We start from the raw sequence: 15,175 nt of genomic DNA, 5'->3' as shown, positions 1-15,175 counted from the left end.
TCATAGGGAAGAGGAGACCCCTGTGTTCCACCGACGGCGTGCCACCATGGCCGCCTTCCTGCTCCCGGCGATCGTCGTGTACGGCGCCTTCATGCTGTACCCGCTGGCCCGCGGCGTGTACCTGAGCATGACCGACAGCCTCGGCGGGCCGATGGCCAACTTCGTCGGCACCGAGCAGTACCGCAGCATGGCCGACGACCCGGCCGTCACCTCGGCCCTGTGGCACACCGTGCTGTACGCGGTGGTCGTCGTGGTCGTGCAGAACGGCCTCGGGCTGCTCTTCGCGAGCATGCTCTTCCGCCGTCCCAAGGTCCGCAAGACGCTCAGCGTCGTCCTGCTGACACCGGCGCTGATCTCCCCGGTGATGGCGGCCTTCATCTGGTCGTACCTGTTCGCCCCGACCGGCGGCATCAACGCGGTGCTCGACCTGGTCGGCCTGCACAGCCTCAACCACGTGTGGCTCGGTGACACCTCCACCGCGCTCTACTCGGTGGCCGCCGTCAACATCTGGATGTTCACCGGCTACTCCTGCGCGATCTTCCTCGCCAGCTACATGAGCATGCCGACCGAACTCCTGGAGGCGGCCGAACTGGACGGCGCGCGCGGCTGGCGGCGCTTCGCCAGCATCGAGTGGCCGCTGCTCGCCCCGGCACTCACCGTCAACGTGACGCTGAGCCTGATCGGCTCGCTCAAGGTCTTCGAGTTCCCCCTCGTCCTGACCAACGGCGGCCCGGCCGGCGCCACGGAAACCCTGACCCTGCTGGTGTACCGGAACGTCTTCGGCGGCGGGAAGTTCGCCTACGGCGTCGCGCTGTCGGTCGTCCTCCTGGTCACCGTGGTCGTCCTGTCCAGCGCCACCTCCTCCCTGCTCCGGCTGCGCGAGCGACGCATCTGACGGCCTCCCGGGCCTCTCACGGAATCTGACGGATCGCCACCATGACTTCAGACACCACCGCGACCTCCACGGCACCCGGCGGCGGGCTGCGCCGCCTGACCGGCGGACTCGGCACCGTACTGCTGTGCCTCGGCACGCTGCTGTTCGTCCTGCCGTTCCTCTTCACGGTCGTCACCTCGCTGCGCACGGCGGCGGACGTGGCCCGGTCCCCGCTGGGCTTCCCGGACTCCCTGACCCTGAAGAACTTCTCCCACGCCTTCAGCCAGATCCACTACGGGCGCAGCACCCTCAACACCCTGCTCATCACCGGGCTCTCGTGCGTCATCGTCACAGTGATCGGCTCGCTCGCCGCCTACCCGCTCGCCCGGATCACCCAGCACTGGTCCACCGCCGTGTACCGGCTGTTCATCCTGGGCACCTCCGTGCCCGTGTTCGTCGTGGTGGCACCGCTGTACCTGCTGATGCGCGACCTGAACCTGCTGGACACCTACGCGGGCGTCGTCCTCATCTACACGGCCCTGAACCTCCCGGTCGCCGTGTTCTTCTACACCAGCTTCATCCGTACGATCCCGGGCGACCTGGAGGAGGCGGCGGCGCTCGACGGCTGCGGTCCCTTCCGGACCTTCTTCACGATCATCCTGCCGCTGCTGCGGCCGGTCACCAGCACGCTGCTGACCTTCGTCTGTCTGCAGATCTGGAACGACCTGCTGGTCCCGCTGGTCTTCCTCCAGGACCCCGACAAGCGGACGGTCATGGTGAACGCGTACTCCTTCATCGACCCGCACACCGTGCAGCCGACCACCCTCTTCCCGGCCGCCCTCCTCGGTGTGCTGCCGCTGCTCGTCATCTTCGTCTTCTTCCAGCGGCAGGTGGTGGCCGGCATGTCCGCCGGCGCGGTCAAGTCCTGATCCACACCGGCCCGTTCCTCCTCCCTCCCCCCCCCGCGGTCTCCAGACACTCGACGCCCTCACCGTCGGGCGCTCCCCCCTGCCCCGACGTCCCGGAAGGACCCTCCCCCCGATGTACGTGGTCTCCTATTTCACCGACGCCGACGAGGCGCTGCACCTGGCCCACAGCGACGACGGCCACGCCTTCGTGCCCGTCAACGACGGCCGTCCCGTCCTGCGGGGCACGGTCGGCACCGGCCGGCTGCGGGATCCGTTCATCGGACCGGGCCCCGACGGCCTCTACCACCTGCTGGCCACCGACGGCTGGACCAGCCCGTACATCGTCCATGCCACCTCGGCCGACCTGCTCGACTGGTCCGAGCAGCGGCTCCTGCCGGTCATGGCCGGGGTGGAGGGCGCCCAGAACGCCTGGGCCCCGGAGTTCTTCCTGGACCGGGGGACGGGGCTCCACCACCTCATCTGGTCGTCGGTCGTCGAGGCCGGGAGCACGGCCGAGGGCCGCGACTTCGAGCACATCACCCAGAACCACCGCATCTGGCACTGCACCACCGAGGACTTCACGACGTTCTCGGCCCCGGACGTCTTCTTCGACCCCGGCCACTCGGTCATCGACGCCACCGTGCGGGAACTCGACGGCGGCGGATTCCTCATGGCCTACAAGGACGAACGCGGCACCAACGACCTCGCGACCGCGCACAAGGACATCCACCTGATCACCTTCGACACCCCCGGCGGCCCGCGCACCTCCACCGTCGGTCCGGTCACCCCCTCGGTGGTGGAAGGACCGTCCATCTTCCGGCGCGGGGACGAAATGGTCATGATCTTCGACCACTTCCTCGAAGGCAGATACGGGGCTGCCCGCAGCCGGGACGGCGTGGACTGGGAGCCCGTCTCCCTCACCCTGCCGTCGGGCATGCGCCACGCCTCGGTCCTGGAGACCTCACTCCCGCTGCGCTGAGGCCCCCCTCCACAGACCCCGGGCGGGTCCGCCTCGACCGGTCCGCCCGGTGCAGGAAGCCCCGCGTCGCATCCCGTGGCGCGGCGGACCCCTTCACCCAGCAAGGAGCGCCGCAATGAAGCGTCGCAGAACGGACCGCCCGGGAGTCCGGGCGTCCCGTGTCCTCACGCTGCTCGCCGTCCTGGCGGGCACCCTCCTCCTCCCGGCCCAGACCGCCCTGGCGGCGGGCACCTCCTACTACGTGAACTGTTCGGCCGCCAGCAACGGCACCGGCACCCAGGCCAGCCCCTGGAACGCGGTCACCAGCGTCAACAGCACCACCTTCGGCGCGGGCGACAGCATCCTCTTCGCCGCAGGCACCACCTGCACCGGCCAGCTGTCCCCGGGCGGCTCGGGCGCCTCCGGCAGCCCCATCACCGTCGGTTCCTACGGCACCGGAGCCAAGCCGGTCATCGACGCCGCCGGCGCCACCGGCCCCGTCATCCATCTCCTCAACCAGCAGTACTGGGAGATCGGCGGCCTGGAACTCACCAACGCCGCCGCCTCGCCCGCCTACCGCTCCGGCGTCCTCGCCGAGAACAGCTCCGGCGGCGTCCTGCACCACATCCGGGTGCACGACATGTACATCCACAACATCAGCGGCTGGTCGGGCGGCTGGTACGCCACCAACGCGGGTGTCGGCGTCCAGACCAACCACACCACCCCGGCATCCACCTGGGACGACGTGCTGGTCGAGGACAACACCTTCGACCACGTCGACCGGATCGCCGTCGCCGTCACCCCGGACGGGGACGGCCAGGGCACCAACCAGACCACCAACACCGTCATCCGCGACAACACGATCACCTACAGCGGCGCCGACGACATCCTCGTCGTCAAGAACGACGGCGCCCTGATCGAGGGCAACAAGGCCGGCTACGGCGGCGCGAAGGCCACCTGCCCGCCGTCGGGCCAGTACTGCAACGGCGCCTCGGCCGGCATCTGGATGTCCGGCAGCAACGACACCGTCGTGCAGAACAACGAGGTGTACTGCCACGTCAACGGCGCCGACGGCACCGGCTTCGACGTGGACTGGGGCAACCACAACACCACGTTCCAGTACAACTACAGCCACCAGAACCTCGGCGGCTTCATGCTGATCATGCCGCCGTTCACCATCGCCAACGAGCCCACCTCGACCGTCCCCAGCGACGGCACGGTGATCCGCTACAACATCAGCGAGAACGACGGCACCAACGCGGGCTGCCCCGCATCGGGCACCCAGACCCACGGCCGGGGCGTCTTCCACTTCGTCGGCGGCGTCCCGAACAAGAGCGGCAGCTCGGTCGCGGTCCCGCAGATCTACAACAACACCCTCTACGTCAACAAGAGCGGCCTGAACACCCCGATCCTGTACTCGCGGGGCGGCTCCAGCATCTCCGGAGCGCTGTCCTTCCGGAACAACGCGGTCTTCAACTACGGCACCGGCGGCTACTTCACCACCACCGGCTCGTCCGTCTACTCCAACAACCTCTTCTACGGCACCCACCCGTCCTCCGAGCCCACCGACGCGGCGAAGGTCGTGACCGACCCCGAGTTCCGCAACCCGGGCAACACGGCCACCTCCTCCTCGTACACCGGGAAGAACGCCTACCAGGTCCACCCGTCCTCCCCGGTGATCCGCGCCGGTGCGGTCATCAGCGACAACGGTGGCAAGGACGCCCTCGGCAACACGGTCTCCGCCACGGCCGCGCCCAACATCGGCGCGTACAACGGCACCGGCGGCAACCTCGTCTCCAACGCGGGCTTCGAGACAGGCGCGTTGAGCCCCTGGGTGAACAGCGGCTCGGCCCCGGCCGTGACTGCCGCCAACGCCCGCACCGGCGGCTACGCCCTGACCACCCAGGCCGGCGGCAGCGGCGCCAACCAGACCCTGACCGGGCTGAGCCCCAACACCACCTACCTGCTCACCGGTTGGGCCAAGGTGGCGAACGCCGGCGAGACCCTCGCGATAGGCGTCAAGGGCTACGGCGGCACGGAGACGTTCACCAACGTGGCGACGGCGTCGTACACCCAGGCGGCGGTCCTCTTCACCACCGGCGCCTCCAGTACCTCGGCCACCGTCTACTGCTGGAAGAACTCCGGCGGCAGCGGCGCGGGTTACTGCGACGACCTCGCGGTGGAGGCGCTGTCGTCCGCGACCAACGCGGTCACCAACCCGGGCTTCGAGACAGGGGCGTTGACCCCGTGGACCCAGAGCACGGGTACGGCGTCCGGTGTGGTGGCGTCCAACGCCCGCAGCGGTACGTACTCGCTGCAGACCGGGGTCAGTGCGAGCGGCGCCATCCAGTCGGTGAGCGGTCTGACCGGCGGCGGCACCTATCTGGTGGCCGGGTGGGCCAAGGTGGCCACCGCGGGTGAGGAGGTGGCGGTCGGGGTGAAGAGCTTCGGGGGTACGGAAACGTTTCTGCGGAACTCCACGACGTCCTACGCCCAGCAGCCGATCTTCTTCACGACGGGCGAGTCCACCACCTCGGCGAGCCTCTACTGCTACAAGAACTCCGGATCGGGGGCCGGTTACTGCGACGACTACAGCCTGATCAGGCTCTCCTGACGCCGGTCCGCCGGACGGTCCGCTAGACGCGTCCCAAATGCCGCAAGGTCAGGGCCAGTTGCAGTCGGAGCCGGCCCTGGGGGGTGCGGACGGGCCACCCGAGCAGTACCTCGGCGTGGCCCAACCGGTCCTGCAGCGTGGAGTGGTGGACGTTGACCTCGACGGCGGCCGACCGCAGGCTCGCCGTCGAGGCGACGGCGTGCAGCGTGGCCAGCATCCAGGGCGCGTCCGCGACCGCCGCCTCCAGCGCCTGGACGTCGGGCGGCGGATCGGCCCCCGGCACGACCAGCTCGGCGAGCAGCCCGATGCCGCCGAGCTGATCGGCGTACACGATCCGGGGGCCGGGGGAGTGCGGGGTGCCTTCGGCGGTGAAGCGGAGGGCGGTGCGGGCGGCTGCCCAGGAGGCGGGCAGGTCGAGCACGGGTACGGCGGGGCCGACGCCCGCCCGGCCGGGCGGGTGCGGGTGCGTGAGGTCGGCGGAGGGTTGCCTGCCGTGGGCCCGGGGCGGTGCGTCCGGCTCGGTGGGGAGGATGCGGGGCGGGCCGTCGGACGGGGCGATCACACGGGCCGGGGCGGTGGGGTCCAGGCCGAGGCTCCGGGCCGCGTGCAGGCGTACCGGCTCGGGGGCGGTGGCGTCGAGGAGGGTCTCGACGAGTGCCGGGTCGTCGGCGCGGGCCGCCGGGGCTCGGCCCCGGGTGCGGTCGAGGACCAGGCGGATCGCGGCGGCGGCGCGTTCCAGGACCACCGCGTCGACCACGGTGGGGGTCCCGGTGCGCTCCAGCCACAGCGCGGGGGCGCCGTCCGGTGCCAGCGGGGCGGACGGCCACGCGGGGTCGGGGGGCTGGTCGGTGTCGCGGCGGCGGCCGTCGGTGTCGACGCGCAGGTGTACGCGCCGTCCGGCGTCGGCGAGGCGGGCGGGGCAGCCGGCGAGTACGGCTGCGCCGCGTACCAGTGCTTCCAGGCCGGCGCGGTGTTCGGCCAGCCGGTCGAAGTAGGCGATGACCCGGACGGCTGCGCCGGCGTCCGGGTCCAGCGCGGTGAGGCGCCCCGCCAGCTCTTTCATGACTCCATGTTGCCAGGTGCGTCGCGGGTTGGGCGGTTCTCCGGGTGCGGGCCGGTGGGGGCTGGTCGCGCAGTTCCTCGCGCCCCTGGAGGGGGCTGCGCCCCCCGGCCCCGGGGCAGGGGTTCGGTTTCGGGTGCGGGTTGGATGGGGGTTGAGCGCGCCGTTCCCCGCGCCCCTTGGGGGCTGCGCCCCCCGGCCCCGGCCCAGGGGCTCTGACTTTGGCTGCGGGTCGGTGGGGGCTGGGCGCGCAGTTCCTCGCGCCCCTTGGGGGGCTGCGCCCCCCTCCGGGGCAGGGGTTCGGGTTCGGGTGCGGGTTGGGTGGGGGCTGGGCGCGCCGTTCCCCGCGCCCCTGGAGGGGCTGCGCCCCTGGTGGGGGCTGTGCCCCCAGGGGCGCCTCGGGCGGGGGCGGTGTTTTCGTTACTCCGCCAGTAGCCTGCGCAGCCATTCCTGCTGGGCCGTCTGGCAGGCCTGGGAGAGGGAGGCCTGGGGGGCGAAGCCGTCGAAGCCGTGGAAGCCTCCTGGCCAGACGTGGAGTTCTGCCTGGCCGCCTGCCTGCCACAGGCGGGTGGCGTAGGTGACCACCTCGTCGCGGAAGGTTTCCGCCGAGCCGACGTCCAGGAAGGTCGGGGGGAGGTCCGTGAGGTCCTCCGCGCGGGCCGGGGCCGCGTACGGGGAGACGTCCGGGCCGCCTCGGGCCGGGCCCAGCAGGGCCGTCCAGCCCGTTTCGTTGGCCGTGCGGTCCCAGATGCCCAGGCCCGCCATCTGGTGCGTGGACGGGGAGTCGTTGCGGTCGTCGAGCATCGGGCACATGAGCAGCTGGCCTATGGGGCGCGGACCCTTGCGGTCCCTGAGCAGCAGAGCCAGCGCTGCCGTCAGGCCACCGCCCGCGCTCGCGCCCGCGATGACGATCCGCTCGGGGTCGCCGCCGATCTCCTCCGCGTGCTCGGCGGTCCACAGCAGACCGGCGTACACGTCGTCGATGGGAGCCGGGTACGGGTGCTCCGGTGCCAGGCGGTACTCCACCGACACCACGACCGCGCCCAGCTCCTTCGCCCACCTCAGCGGGCCGTCCACGCCCACGCGGTTGTTGCCGAGCACCATGCCGCCGCCGTGCACGTGGTAGATCACGGGGAGGTGGGTCCCCGTCCCCGGTGTCCGGGTGGTCGGGCGGCAGATCAGCAGGGAGATGTCGGGGGCGTTCTCCGGGCCCGGTACGGTCCTGTCCTCGACCTCGAAGAACCCGTCCAACGACAGGTCCATGTCCGCCAGCATCGAGATACCGGGGCCGTTGCGCACGACCTCGATCTCCTCCATGGTCAGCTGGGGCCGGATCGCGTCCTTGATCATCTCCAGGACGGCGGCGAGTTCCGGGTCGAACGGCGGCGGCGGCGTAAGCGTCATTGCTTCTGCTCCTCGTGCTGCGTGTGGTGCGGTGCGGTGTGCGGTGGTGGTGTGGGTGCCGTGGATCGTAGGGCGATGATCCGTGCGCGACCCCGGTGTCGGCGCACCGCCGTCCGGCGGGACTTGCCCGCCATTCGGCGGGTAGCCCGGTCCTGCCCGCTCCGGACGAAACGTTGCTCCCGCCGATGACCTCGGGATTTTGCCAGGTAATGGGGCTCTGTTCACCGCTTCGGGGTGGAAGTGATCACAAGAGATGACAACGCTGCCATTGCGCATCTTCCCCCCTGGAGTACCTGTGAACGTCTCATTCACCGTCTGGGCGCTGACTGTCGTCGCCCTGTGTGTCCTCGTCGCCGTCGACTTCTTCATCGGCCGCAAGCCCCACGACGTGTCCCTGAAGGAAGCCGGCACCTGGACCGTGGTGTGGGTTGTCCTCGCCTGCCTGTTCGGGCTCGGGCTGCTGATCTACGGCGGTACCAAGCCCACCGGTGAGTTCTTCGCCGGGTACATCACCGAGAAGTCGCTGAGCGTCGACAACCTCTTCGTCTTCGTCCTGATCATGGGCAAGTTCGCCGTGCCCTCGCAGTACCAGCAGCGCGTGCTGATGGTCGGCGTCCTGGTCGCCCTCGTACTGCGGGCCGGGTTCATCGCGGCCGGCGCGGCGATCATCTCCACCTTCTCGTGGGTCTTCTACATCTTCGGCGCCTTCCTCATCTGGACCGCTTGGAAGCTGGTCCAGGACGCCAAGAAGGGCTCGCACGAGGAGGAGTACGAAGAGAACAAGCTGCTCAAGATGGCCGAGAAGCGGTTCGGTGTCGCGGACCGGTACCACGGCACCAAGTTGTTCATCGTGGAGAACGGCAAGCGGATCATGACGCCGATGATGGTCGTCATGCTCGCGATCGGCTCCACGGACGTGCTGTTCGCGCTCGACTCCATCCCCGCGATCTACGGCCTGACCCAGGACCCGTACATCGTCTTCACCGCCAACGCCTTCGCGCTGATGGGTCTGCGCCAGCTGTACTTCCTCATCGGCGGCCTCCTGAAGAAGCTGGTCCACCTCAGCTACGGCCTGTCGATCATCCTCGGCTTCATCGGCGTGAAACTCGTCCTGCACGCGCTGCACGAGTCCGGTGTCCACGTCCCGGAGATCTCGATCCCCTTCTCGCTCGGCTTCATCGTCCTCGTACTGGCCGTCACGACCTTCACCAGCCTGCGGGCCTCGAAGAAGCAGGAGGAGGCCGAGCGGGCCCAGGGCCGGCCCCTGGCTTGACTTCGTGTGCGCTCCAAGAACTAGCGTCGTTCGCGGAAGACCGCTGGATGCAGGCGAACGGAGACGGACATGCGGCTCGGCGTGCACATCAACAGGTTCAACCACTCCTCGGGTGCCGCCGCGCTCGGTCCCGAGCTGGCGGCGGCCGGTGCCGCGGCCGAGGCGGCGGGGGTGCACCGGCTCACGGTCATGGACCACTACTTCCAGATGGAGTTCAACGGCGGCGCCGAGGACCCCATGCTGGAGGCCTACACGACCCTCGGCTTCCTCGCCGCCCACACCTCCACGGTCCGCCTCGGCGCCCTCGTGACGGGAGTGACGTACCGCCATCCCGGACTGCTCGCCAAGATCGCCACCACGCTCGACGTGCTGTCCGGCGGTCGGGCCACACTCGGGATCGGGGCCGCCTGGTACGACCGGGAGCACGAGGGCCTCGGGGTGCCGTACCCGGCGACGGCCGAGCGGTTCGAGCGGCTGGAGGAGACCCTGCGGATCTGTCTCCAGATGTGGGACCCGGACACCAACGGCGCCTTCGAGGGCGCCCATTACCGGCTCGCCGAGACCCTCTGCGTCCCGGCGCCCGTCAGTTCACCGCACCCCGAGATCATGATCGGCGGGGGCGGGGAGCGGAAGACGCTGCGCCTGGTCGCCCGGTACGGGGACGCCTGCAACCTCTTCGCGACCAGCCCGGAGGAGGTCGCCCACAAGCTCGACGTCCTGCGCGGCCACTGCGACAGCGTCGGGCGCCCGTACGACGACATCACCCGGACCCTGCTCTACATGGGCGGCGCGCTGGCCGAGAACGACGTCGACGGCTTCGTCCGGGACATCGAGCCGTACGCGAAGTTCGGCATCGAGACGGTGATGCTGGGACCGGTCACGGACGAACCGGCGGCCTGGATCGAGGAGTTCGTGGCCCCGGCGGCCCGCCGCGCGGCCGAACTGGGCTGAGCCGCACTCGGCAGGGCTCGGATCGGTGGCCGGGGGCCGGGAGGACAAGAAGGAGTCCCTGGTGGAGTCAGGAAAAGGGGCTCTGCGGAGACAGGAGAAAGGGCCGGAGCCCGTGGGCTCCGGCCCTTTCGTGTGCCCGTGTCGATCAGGCGGCGGCAGCCGTGGTCTGGCCGTGGATCAGGCCGATGACCTCGGTCAGCTGCGCGGCGACCTCTGCGTCGTCGGCGGGGTGGGTCTCGGCGAAGCGGACCACGGAACCGGGGATGGAGAGCTTGACGTCCTCCAGCACCTTGGCGCCCGCGATGCCGACGGCCTTACGGGTCTCGTCCTGCGCCCATACGCCACCGAACTGGCCGAAGGCGGTACCGACCACCGCGACCGGCTTCTCGGAGAGCGCGCCGGCGCCGTAGGGGCGGGACAGCCAGTCGATGGCGTTCTTCAGGACGGCCGGAATCGTGCCGTTGTACTCGGGGGAGAAGAAGAGCAGGGCGTCGGCGGTGCCGGCGGCCTCGCGCAGCGCGACGGCGGAGGCCGGGACGCTGCCCTCGACGTCGATGTCCTCGTTGTAGAACGGGACGTCGGCGAGGCCTTCGTACAGGACGACCTCGGCACCCTCGGGGGCGAGCTTCACGGCAGCCTCGGCGAGCTGGCGGTTGTGCGAACCGGCGCGAAGGCTGCCGACGAGGGCAAGGATGCGAACAGACATGGGGGACTCCACGGGCTGTACAGAGGGCTGAAACATTGTCGTTACGATCCGGACCGAGGTCCGTTTAAAGTTGTAGCAGCTAAACGGACCAGGGTCCAGTTTCATTCCTGGGCGTTACGCTGGCTTCATGTCCGAGTCCCTGCCCCCCTTCCCGAACCCCTCTCAGGAATGGGTCGACGAGCCCCGTCTGCTTCAACTCGGCGCCGAGATCGGCCCCGAGGCCGACGAGCCGTGCCTGCGCGCCGACGCCGCGCGCAACCGCGCCCGCCTCCTGGAGGCCGCCGCACAGCTGGTCGAGCAGTGCGGTGTGGGGTGCGTCACCATGGAGGCGGTGGCCGCCGCGGCGAAGGTGGGCAAAGGCACGGTGTTCCGGCGCTTCGGCGACCGCACCGGCCTGCTGATGGCCCTGCTCGACCACTCCGAGAAGAAGCTCCAGGCCGCCTTCCTGACCGGCCCGCCGCCGCTCGGCCCCGGTGCGCCGCCCGTGGAGCGGCTGCGCGCCTTCGGTGTCGCGGTGCTGCGCCGCATGGTGGACGAGCTGGAGCTGCAGCTGGCCGCCGAGGGCGGGCCGGGCCGCCGCTTCGCTTCCGCACCGCGCATGGTGCTGTCCGCGCACGTCACGATGCTGCTCCGGCAGGCCATTCCGGACGCCGACTGCGAACTCCTCGCGAAAACGCTGATGGGATATCTGGATCCGGCCCTTGTCCACCACTTGACCCAGCAGTGCGGGATGCCGACGACCCGCCTGGAGGCGGGCTGGATCGACCTCGTCGACCGGATCGCGGGCGGTACGCCTCGCTATTGACCGCGAGTTTCGGCCAATCGCGCAGGCACCGCCTCGGCAGGCACAGGTGGTCAACGGGTGGAATCTGTCCGTGACTTGGCGCGGGCTGTCCGGAAAGCGCGTTCGCTGCGCGGCCGTTCGGGGCGAGGGGCTCAACCCGTTGTCCGGCGGGTTCCGGCATTCCGCGAACGATCTTTCTGAAGCGTTTCAGTAAAGCGCTTTCCCCAAGCGCTTTCGTCAACCGCCTTTGCTTCCGGATCGATTGCGAAGTTCCCCCGCTCCGATCCATGCCCCGAGCTTCTGCAAAGATGCCGTACGTCATGGTGCAGATACCGAATTCGGCCGCCCCGGCCGCGCCCCAACCGCGCTCCGTGCCCACGAGCGCGGATGTGGCCCGCCTGGCCGGCGTCTCACGCGCAACCGTCTCCTACGTCCTCAACAACACGAGTGCCGTCCGGATCAGCGAACCCACCCGCCGCCGCGTCCACGAGGCCGCGGAGGAACTCGGGTACGTTCCGCACGCGGCGGCCCGCAGCCTGCGGGCCGGCCACAGCCGCATGGTCCTGATGCCCGCCCCGAACGTGCCGATCGGCCCGCTCTACAGCCAGTTCATCAACGAACTCCAGTGGGCGCTCAGCCGCCTCGACTACACCGTCGTCCAGTACGCCTCCGTCGGCCTGCGCGGCGACGAGGCCGCCCGGGCCTGGGCCGAACTGCGGCCCGCCGCCGTCCTCGTGCCCGTCGGCGGGCTCGGACCGCAGGGCGTGGCCGTCCTCAAGCGCTCCGGCGCCCGGGCCGTCGTCACGCTCGGCTCCGAGCGCATCGAGGGCGCGCACAGCCTCCTCATCGACCACGAGGGCGTCGGCCGCGTCGCGGGCGCCCACCTGTACGCCCGTGGCCGCCGCCGGATCGGCGTCGTCGTGCCCGAGGAGCCTGGTCTGAAGGTCTTCTCCAAGCCCCGCCTCGACGGGGTGCGCGGCGCGCTGGAGGGTACGGACGCCACGGTGACCGTGCTGCCACTCGCCTACGAGGAGGAGTCCGCGGCCCGGCTCGCCGCCCGCTGGCCCGAACTCGGCCTGGACGCCGTCTTCGGGTTCAACGACGAGTACGCGATGCTCCTGATGCGCGCCCTCCAGGACGAGGGCGTCACCGTCCCGGACGACACGGCGCTGGTCGGCGCCGACGACCTGATCCTCGGCCGGCTGCTGCGGCCCCGACTCAGCACGGTGCACATCGAACTCCCGGCCGGCCGGGACCTCGCGGAACTCGTCGACCGCGCGGTACGCAACCCCGGTGCCACCCCCGAGACCCATCACGTCCTGGGTGCGACGCTGGTGCACCGCGACTCCAGTTGAGTCGCTGCGCTGGGCTTGGGCGGGCGGGTGAGTGAGGTCGGGGGTCGTCCGCGGGTCCGGTGGGGCTGGTCGCGCCCCGCGGCGGAGCCGCTGATCGATGCAGCCCCGCGCCCCTATGGGGCGCGTCCTGGTGGGCGGGCGGTGTGAAGTGCCGTTGCTTTTCGCCGACCCGATCCGTCTGACAAGCCATAGGATGTTGCGCGCTCAACCACATAGGGATGCCGTCGACTCCGCGTGTCCCGCCGGTGACTGAAACGGAGAGCCGCAATGACGCTGCTGGACCCCAAGACCTGGCAGTCCCACGCCGCCCGGCCCCTGTCGGGCCCCGAGTACACCGTCAGCGAGCCCGCCACCGGCGAGGCGCTCGGCACGGTCGTGCTCGCCACCGGTGAGGACGTCGGACCGGCCGCGCAGGCGGCCCGCGGCGCCCAGGCGGCCTGGGCCCGCACCCCGCACTTCGTCCGTGCCGGGGTGCTCCGCAAGGCCGGGGACCTCTTCGCCGCGCACGCCGACGAGTTGCGCGACTGGATCGTCCGCGAGTCCGGCTCGATCCCCGGCAAGGCCGAGTTCGAGCTGCACGTCGCCGCCCAGGAGTGCTACGAGGCCGCCGCGCTCGCCTCCCGCCCCGCCGGGCAGGTGCTGCCCTCCGAGGCGCCCCGGCTGTCCTACACCCGCCGGGTACCTGTCGGGGTGGTCGGCGTGATCTCGCCGTTCAACGCCCCGCTGATCCTCTCCATCCGCTCCGTCGCCCCGGCCCTCGCGCTCGGCAACGCGGTCGTTCTGAAGCCGGACCCGCGTACGGCGGTCTGCGGCGGGCTCTCCCTGGCCGCGGTCTTCGCCGAGGCGGGCCTGCCCGAGGACCTGCTGCACGTGCTGCCCGGCGGCCCTGACGCGGGCCAGGCCCTGGTCGCCGACCCGCTCGTGCCCGTCATCTCCTTCACCGGCTCCACGGCGGCGGGCCGTGCCGTCGGCGAGGCGGCCGGCCGCCACCTCAAGCGCGCCCACCTCGAACTCGGCGGCAACTCCGCCCTGATCGTCCTGGAGGACGCCGACCTCGACGCGGTCATCTCCACCGCCGCCTGGGGCTCCTTCTTCCACCAGGGCCAGATCTGCATGACGACCGGCCGCCACCTGGTCCACCAGTCGCTCTACGGCGAGTACGTCGACCGCCTCGCCGCCAAGGCCGACTCCCTCGCCGTCGGCGACCCGCACCGCGCCCAGGTCCACCTCGGCCCGATCATCGACGGCGCCCAACTGGCCAAGATCCACGGCCTGGTGGAGTCCAGCACGGGCAGCGGCGCGAGGCTCGCCGCCGGCGGCACGCACGAGGACCTCTTCTACCGGCCGACGGTTCTCGCCGAGGTCGACGACAGCACCCCCGCGTATGCGGAGGAGGTCTTCGGGCCGGTCGCGCCCGTACGTTCGTTCGCCACCGTCGACGAGGCCGCCGCGCTTGCCGCCGCCGGTGAGTACGGGTTGTCGCTCGGAATCGTCACCCGGGACACCGCGCGCGGGCTCGACCTCGCGGAGCGGATCCCGACGGGGATCGTCCACATCAATGACCAGACGGTCAATGACGAGGCCGTGGCGCCGTTCGGTGGGGTCGCTGCCTCCGGGACCGGTGCGCGGTTCGGTGGGGAGTCGAACTTGGAGGCGTTCACCGACGTGCGGTGGACCACCGTGCGGGGGGATGTAGCGCCGTACCCCTTCTAGGCGAGCCGTCGAGGGGGTGGTGGGTCACTGCGGGACCGTCGTGGCTGGTCGCGCAGTTCCCCGCGCCCCTTGAGGGGGCCTGCGGCCCCTCAACTGGCTACTCCGCCTGCTGGGCCGCCACCGACTTGCGGACCTCGTCCATGTCCAGCTTGCGGGCCTGGCCGATGATGTCCGTCAGGGCGGCCTCGGGGAGGGCGCCGGGCTGGGCGAAGACGGCCACCTGGTCGCGGACGATCATCAGGGTCGGGATCGACTGGATGCCGAAGGCCTGGGCCAGCTCCGGCTGGGCCTCCGTGTCGATCTTGCCGAAGACCAGGTCCGGGTTGTTCTCGGCGGCCTTCTCGTACACGGGGGCGAACTGACGGCACGGCCCGCACCAGGACGCCCAGAAGTCGATCAGCACGAACTCGTTCTCCGTGACCGTCTGGTCGAAGTTCTCCTTGGTCAGCTCCACGGTGCTGCTCATGACCTGATTCCTCTTCCTGCTGTCGGGTCGTTGCCGGTGGATCGCGCTCGCACAACACGTCCCGGCGACGGCGTATTCCGCGCGCGTACCCGTGTGGCCACCCGCCACA

13 protein-coding genes are annotated in these 15,175 nt (G+C 70.6%); 9 read left to right on the top strand and 4 right to left on the bottom strand.

What is annotated here, in order from left to right:
- Positions 1-22: 22 nt before the first annotated feature.
- The 4 genes from CW359_RS11085 to CW359_RS11070 all read left to right on the top strand — a co-directional run bounded on the left by CW359_RS11085 (position 23) and on the right by CW359_RS11070 (position 5,354).
- Positions 23-895 (top strand): carbohydrate ABC transporter permease, encoded by an 873-nt coding sequence (locus CW359_RS11085; protein ID WP_105969689.1) that lies wholly within the window; start codon positions 23-25, stop codon positions 893-895.
- Positions 896-936: 41 nt separating this feature from the next.
- Positions 937-1,803 carry a carbohydrate ABC transporter permease gene (locus CW359_RS11080; RefSeq protein ID WP_105969688.1) on the top strand — a complete coding sequence of 289 codons (867 nt, stop codon included), beginning with the start codon at positions 937-939 and terminating at the stop codon, positions 1,801-1,803.
- Positions 1,804-1,915: 112 nt separating this feature from the next.
- Positions 1,916-2,761, top strand: coding sequence for a glycoside hydrolase family 43 protein (locus CW359_RS11075; RefSeq protein ID WP_105969687.1), 846 nt, complete (start codon positions 1,916-1,918; stop codon positions 2,759-2,761).
- A 115-nt stretch (positions 2,762-2,876) separates the two neighbouring features.
- Positions 2,877-5,354, top strand: a complete 2,478-nt coding sequence (locus tag CW359_RS11070; protein WP_105969686.1) for a carbohydrate binding domain-containing protein — start codon at positions 2,877-2,879, stop codon at positions 5,352-5,354.
- A gap of 22 nt (positions 5,355-5,376) precedes the next feature.
- Here the strand turns inward: CW359_RS11070 and CW359_RS11065 are convergent, their stop codons facing one another.
- Together CW359_RS11065 and CW359_RS11060 are read right to left on the bottom strand one after the other, a co-directional pair.
- Positions 5,377-6,417, bottom strand: a complete 1,041-nt coding sequence (locus CW359_RS11065) for a helix-turn-helix domain-containing protein (RefSeq protein WP_105969685.1) — start codon at positions 6,415-6,417, stop codon at positions 5,377-5,379.
- Between the two features lie 417 nt (positions 6,418-6,834).
- On the bottom strand, positions 6,835-7,818 hold the full coding sequence (locus CW359_RS11060; protein WP_105969684.1) for an alpha/beta hydrolase: 984 nt from the start codon (positions 7,816-7,818) through the stop codon (positions 6,835-6,837).
- A gap of 295 nt (positions 7,819-8,113) precedes the next feature.
- Between CW359_RS11060 and CW359_RS11055 the strand changes: the two genes are divergently transcribed.
- On the top strand, positions 8,114-9,091 hold the full coding sequence (locus tag CW359_RS11055; protein WP_105969683.1) for a TerC family protein: 978 nt from the start codon (positions 8,114-8,116) through the stop codon (positions 9,089-9,091).
- Positions 9,092-9,160: 69 nt separating this feature from the next.
- Complete coding sequence (locus CW359_RS11050; protein WP_105969682.1) at positions 9,161-10,042, top strand: LLM class F420-dependent oxidoreductase; 882 nt, start codon at positions 9,161-9,163, stop codon at positions 10,040-10,042.
- A gap of 145 nt (positions 10,043-10,187) precedes the next feature.
- Here CW359_RS11050 and CW359_RS11045 read toward each other — a convergent pair whose 3' ends face one another.
- Positions 10,188-10,748 (bottom strand): NADPH-dependent FMN reductase, encoded by a 561-nt coding sequence (locus CW359_RS11045; protein ID WP_105969681.1) that lies wholly within the window; start codon positions 10,746-10,748, stop codon positions 10,188-10,190.
- 127 nt (positions 10,749-10,875) lie between these two features.
- Here CW359_RS11045 and CW359_RS11040 point away from each other — a divergent pair, with 127 nt between their 5' ends.
- From CW359_RS11040 to CW359_RS11030, 3 genes are all read left to right on the top strand, one after another.
- Complete coding sequence (locus CW359_RS11040) at positions 10,876-11,553, top strand: TetR/AcrR family transcriptional regulator (protein ID WP_105969680.1); 678 nt, start codon at positions 10,876-10,878, stop codon at positions 11,551-11,553.
- A 299-nt stretch (positions 11,554-11,852) separates the two neighbouring features.
- Positions 11,853-12,887, top strand: coding sequence for a LacI family DNA-binding transcriptional regulator (locus CW359_RS11035; RefSeq protein ID WP_105969918.1), 1,035 nt, complete (start codon positions 11,853-11,855; stop codon positions 12,885-12,887).
- A 267-nt stretch (positions 12,888-13,154) separates the two neighbouring features.
- Positions 13,155-14,600, top strand: a complete 1,446-nt coding sequence (locus CW359_RS11030) for an aldehyde dehydrogenase family protein (protein ID WP_105969679.1) — start codon at positions 13,155-13,157, stop codon at positions 14,598-14,600.
- A 97-nt stretch (positions 14,601-14,697) separates the two neighbouring features.
- Here CW359_RS11030 and trxA read toward each other — a convergent pair whose 3' ends face one another.
- The gene (gene trxA / locus CW359_RS11025; protein WP_105969678.1) at positions 14,698-15,066 is read right to left on the bottom strand and encodes a thioredoxin; all 369 of its coding nucleotides are present in this window, start codon (positions 15,064-15,066) and stop codon (positions 14,698-14,700) included.
- Between the last annotated feature and the right edge of the window lie 109 nt (positions 15,067-15,175).

Source organism: Streptomyces geranii (genome assembly GCF_002954775.1).
In the GTDB taxonomy this organism is placed as follows: Bacteria; Actinomycetota; Actinomycetes; order Streptomycetales; family Streptomycetaceae; genus Streptomyces; species Streptomyces geranii.
The sequence above is the reverse complement of the archived record's forward strand: the minus strand, read 5'-3'. Positions and strand labels throughout refer to the sequence as shown.

What these genes read in the sequence shown, in the direction of transcription:
- CW359_RS11045 (WP_105969681.1), bottom strand. Translation starts at nt 10,748, where the DNA reads ATGTCTGTTCGCATCCTTGCCCTCGTCGGCAGCCTTCGCGCCGGTTCG.
- CW359_RS11030 (WP_105969679.1), top strand. Translation starts at nt 13,155, where the DNA reads ATGACGCTGCTGGACCCCAAGACCTGGCAGTCCCACGCCGCCCGGCCC.
- CW359_RS11050 (WP_105969682.1), top strand. Translation starts at nt 9,161, where the DNA reads ATGCGGCTCGGCGTGCACATCAACAGGTTCAACCACTCCTCGGGTGCC.
- trxA (WP_105969678.1), bottom strand. Translation starts at nt 15,066, where the DNA reads ATGAGCAGCACCGTGGAGCTGACCAAGGAGAACTTCGACCAGACGGTC.
- CW359_RS11035 (WP_105969918.1), top strand. Translation starts at nt 11,853, where the DNA reads ATGGTGCAGATACCGAATTCGGCCGCCCCGGCCGCGCCCCAACCGCGC.
- CW359_RS11080 (WP_105969688.1), top strand. Translation starts at nt 937, where the DNA reads ATGACTTCAGACACCACCGCGACCTCCACGGCACCCGGCGGCGGGCTG.
- CW359_RS11040 (WP_105969680.1), top strand. Translation starts at nt 10,876, where the DNA reads ATGTCCGAGTCCCTGCCCCCCTTCCCGAACCCCTCTCAGGAATGGGTC.
- CW359_RS11070 (WP_105969686.1), top strand. Translation starts at nt 2,877, where the DNA reads ATGAAGCGTCGCAGAACGGACCGCCCGGGAGTCCGGGCGTCCCGTGTC.
- CW359_RS11075 (WP_105969687.1), top strand. Translation starts at nt 1,916, where the DNA reads ATGTACGTGGTCTCCTATTTCACCGACGCCGACGAGGCGCTGCACCTG.
- CW359_RS11065 (WP_105969685.1), bottom strand. Translation starts at nt 6,417, where the DNA reads ATGAAAGAGCTGGCGGGGCGCCTCACCGCGCTGGACCCGGACGCCGGC.
- CW359_RS11060 (WP_105969684.1), bottom strand. Translation starts at nt 7,818, where the DNA reads ATGACGCTTACGCCGCCGCCGCCGTTCGACCCGGAACTCGCCGCCGTC.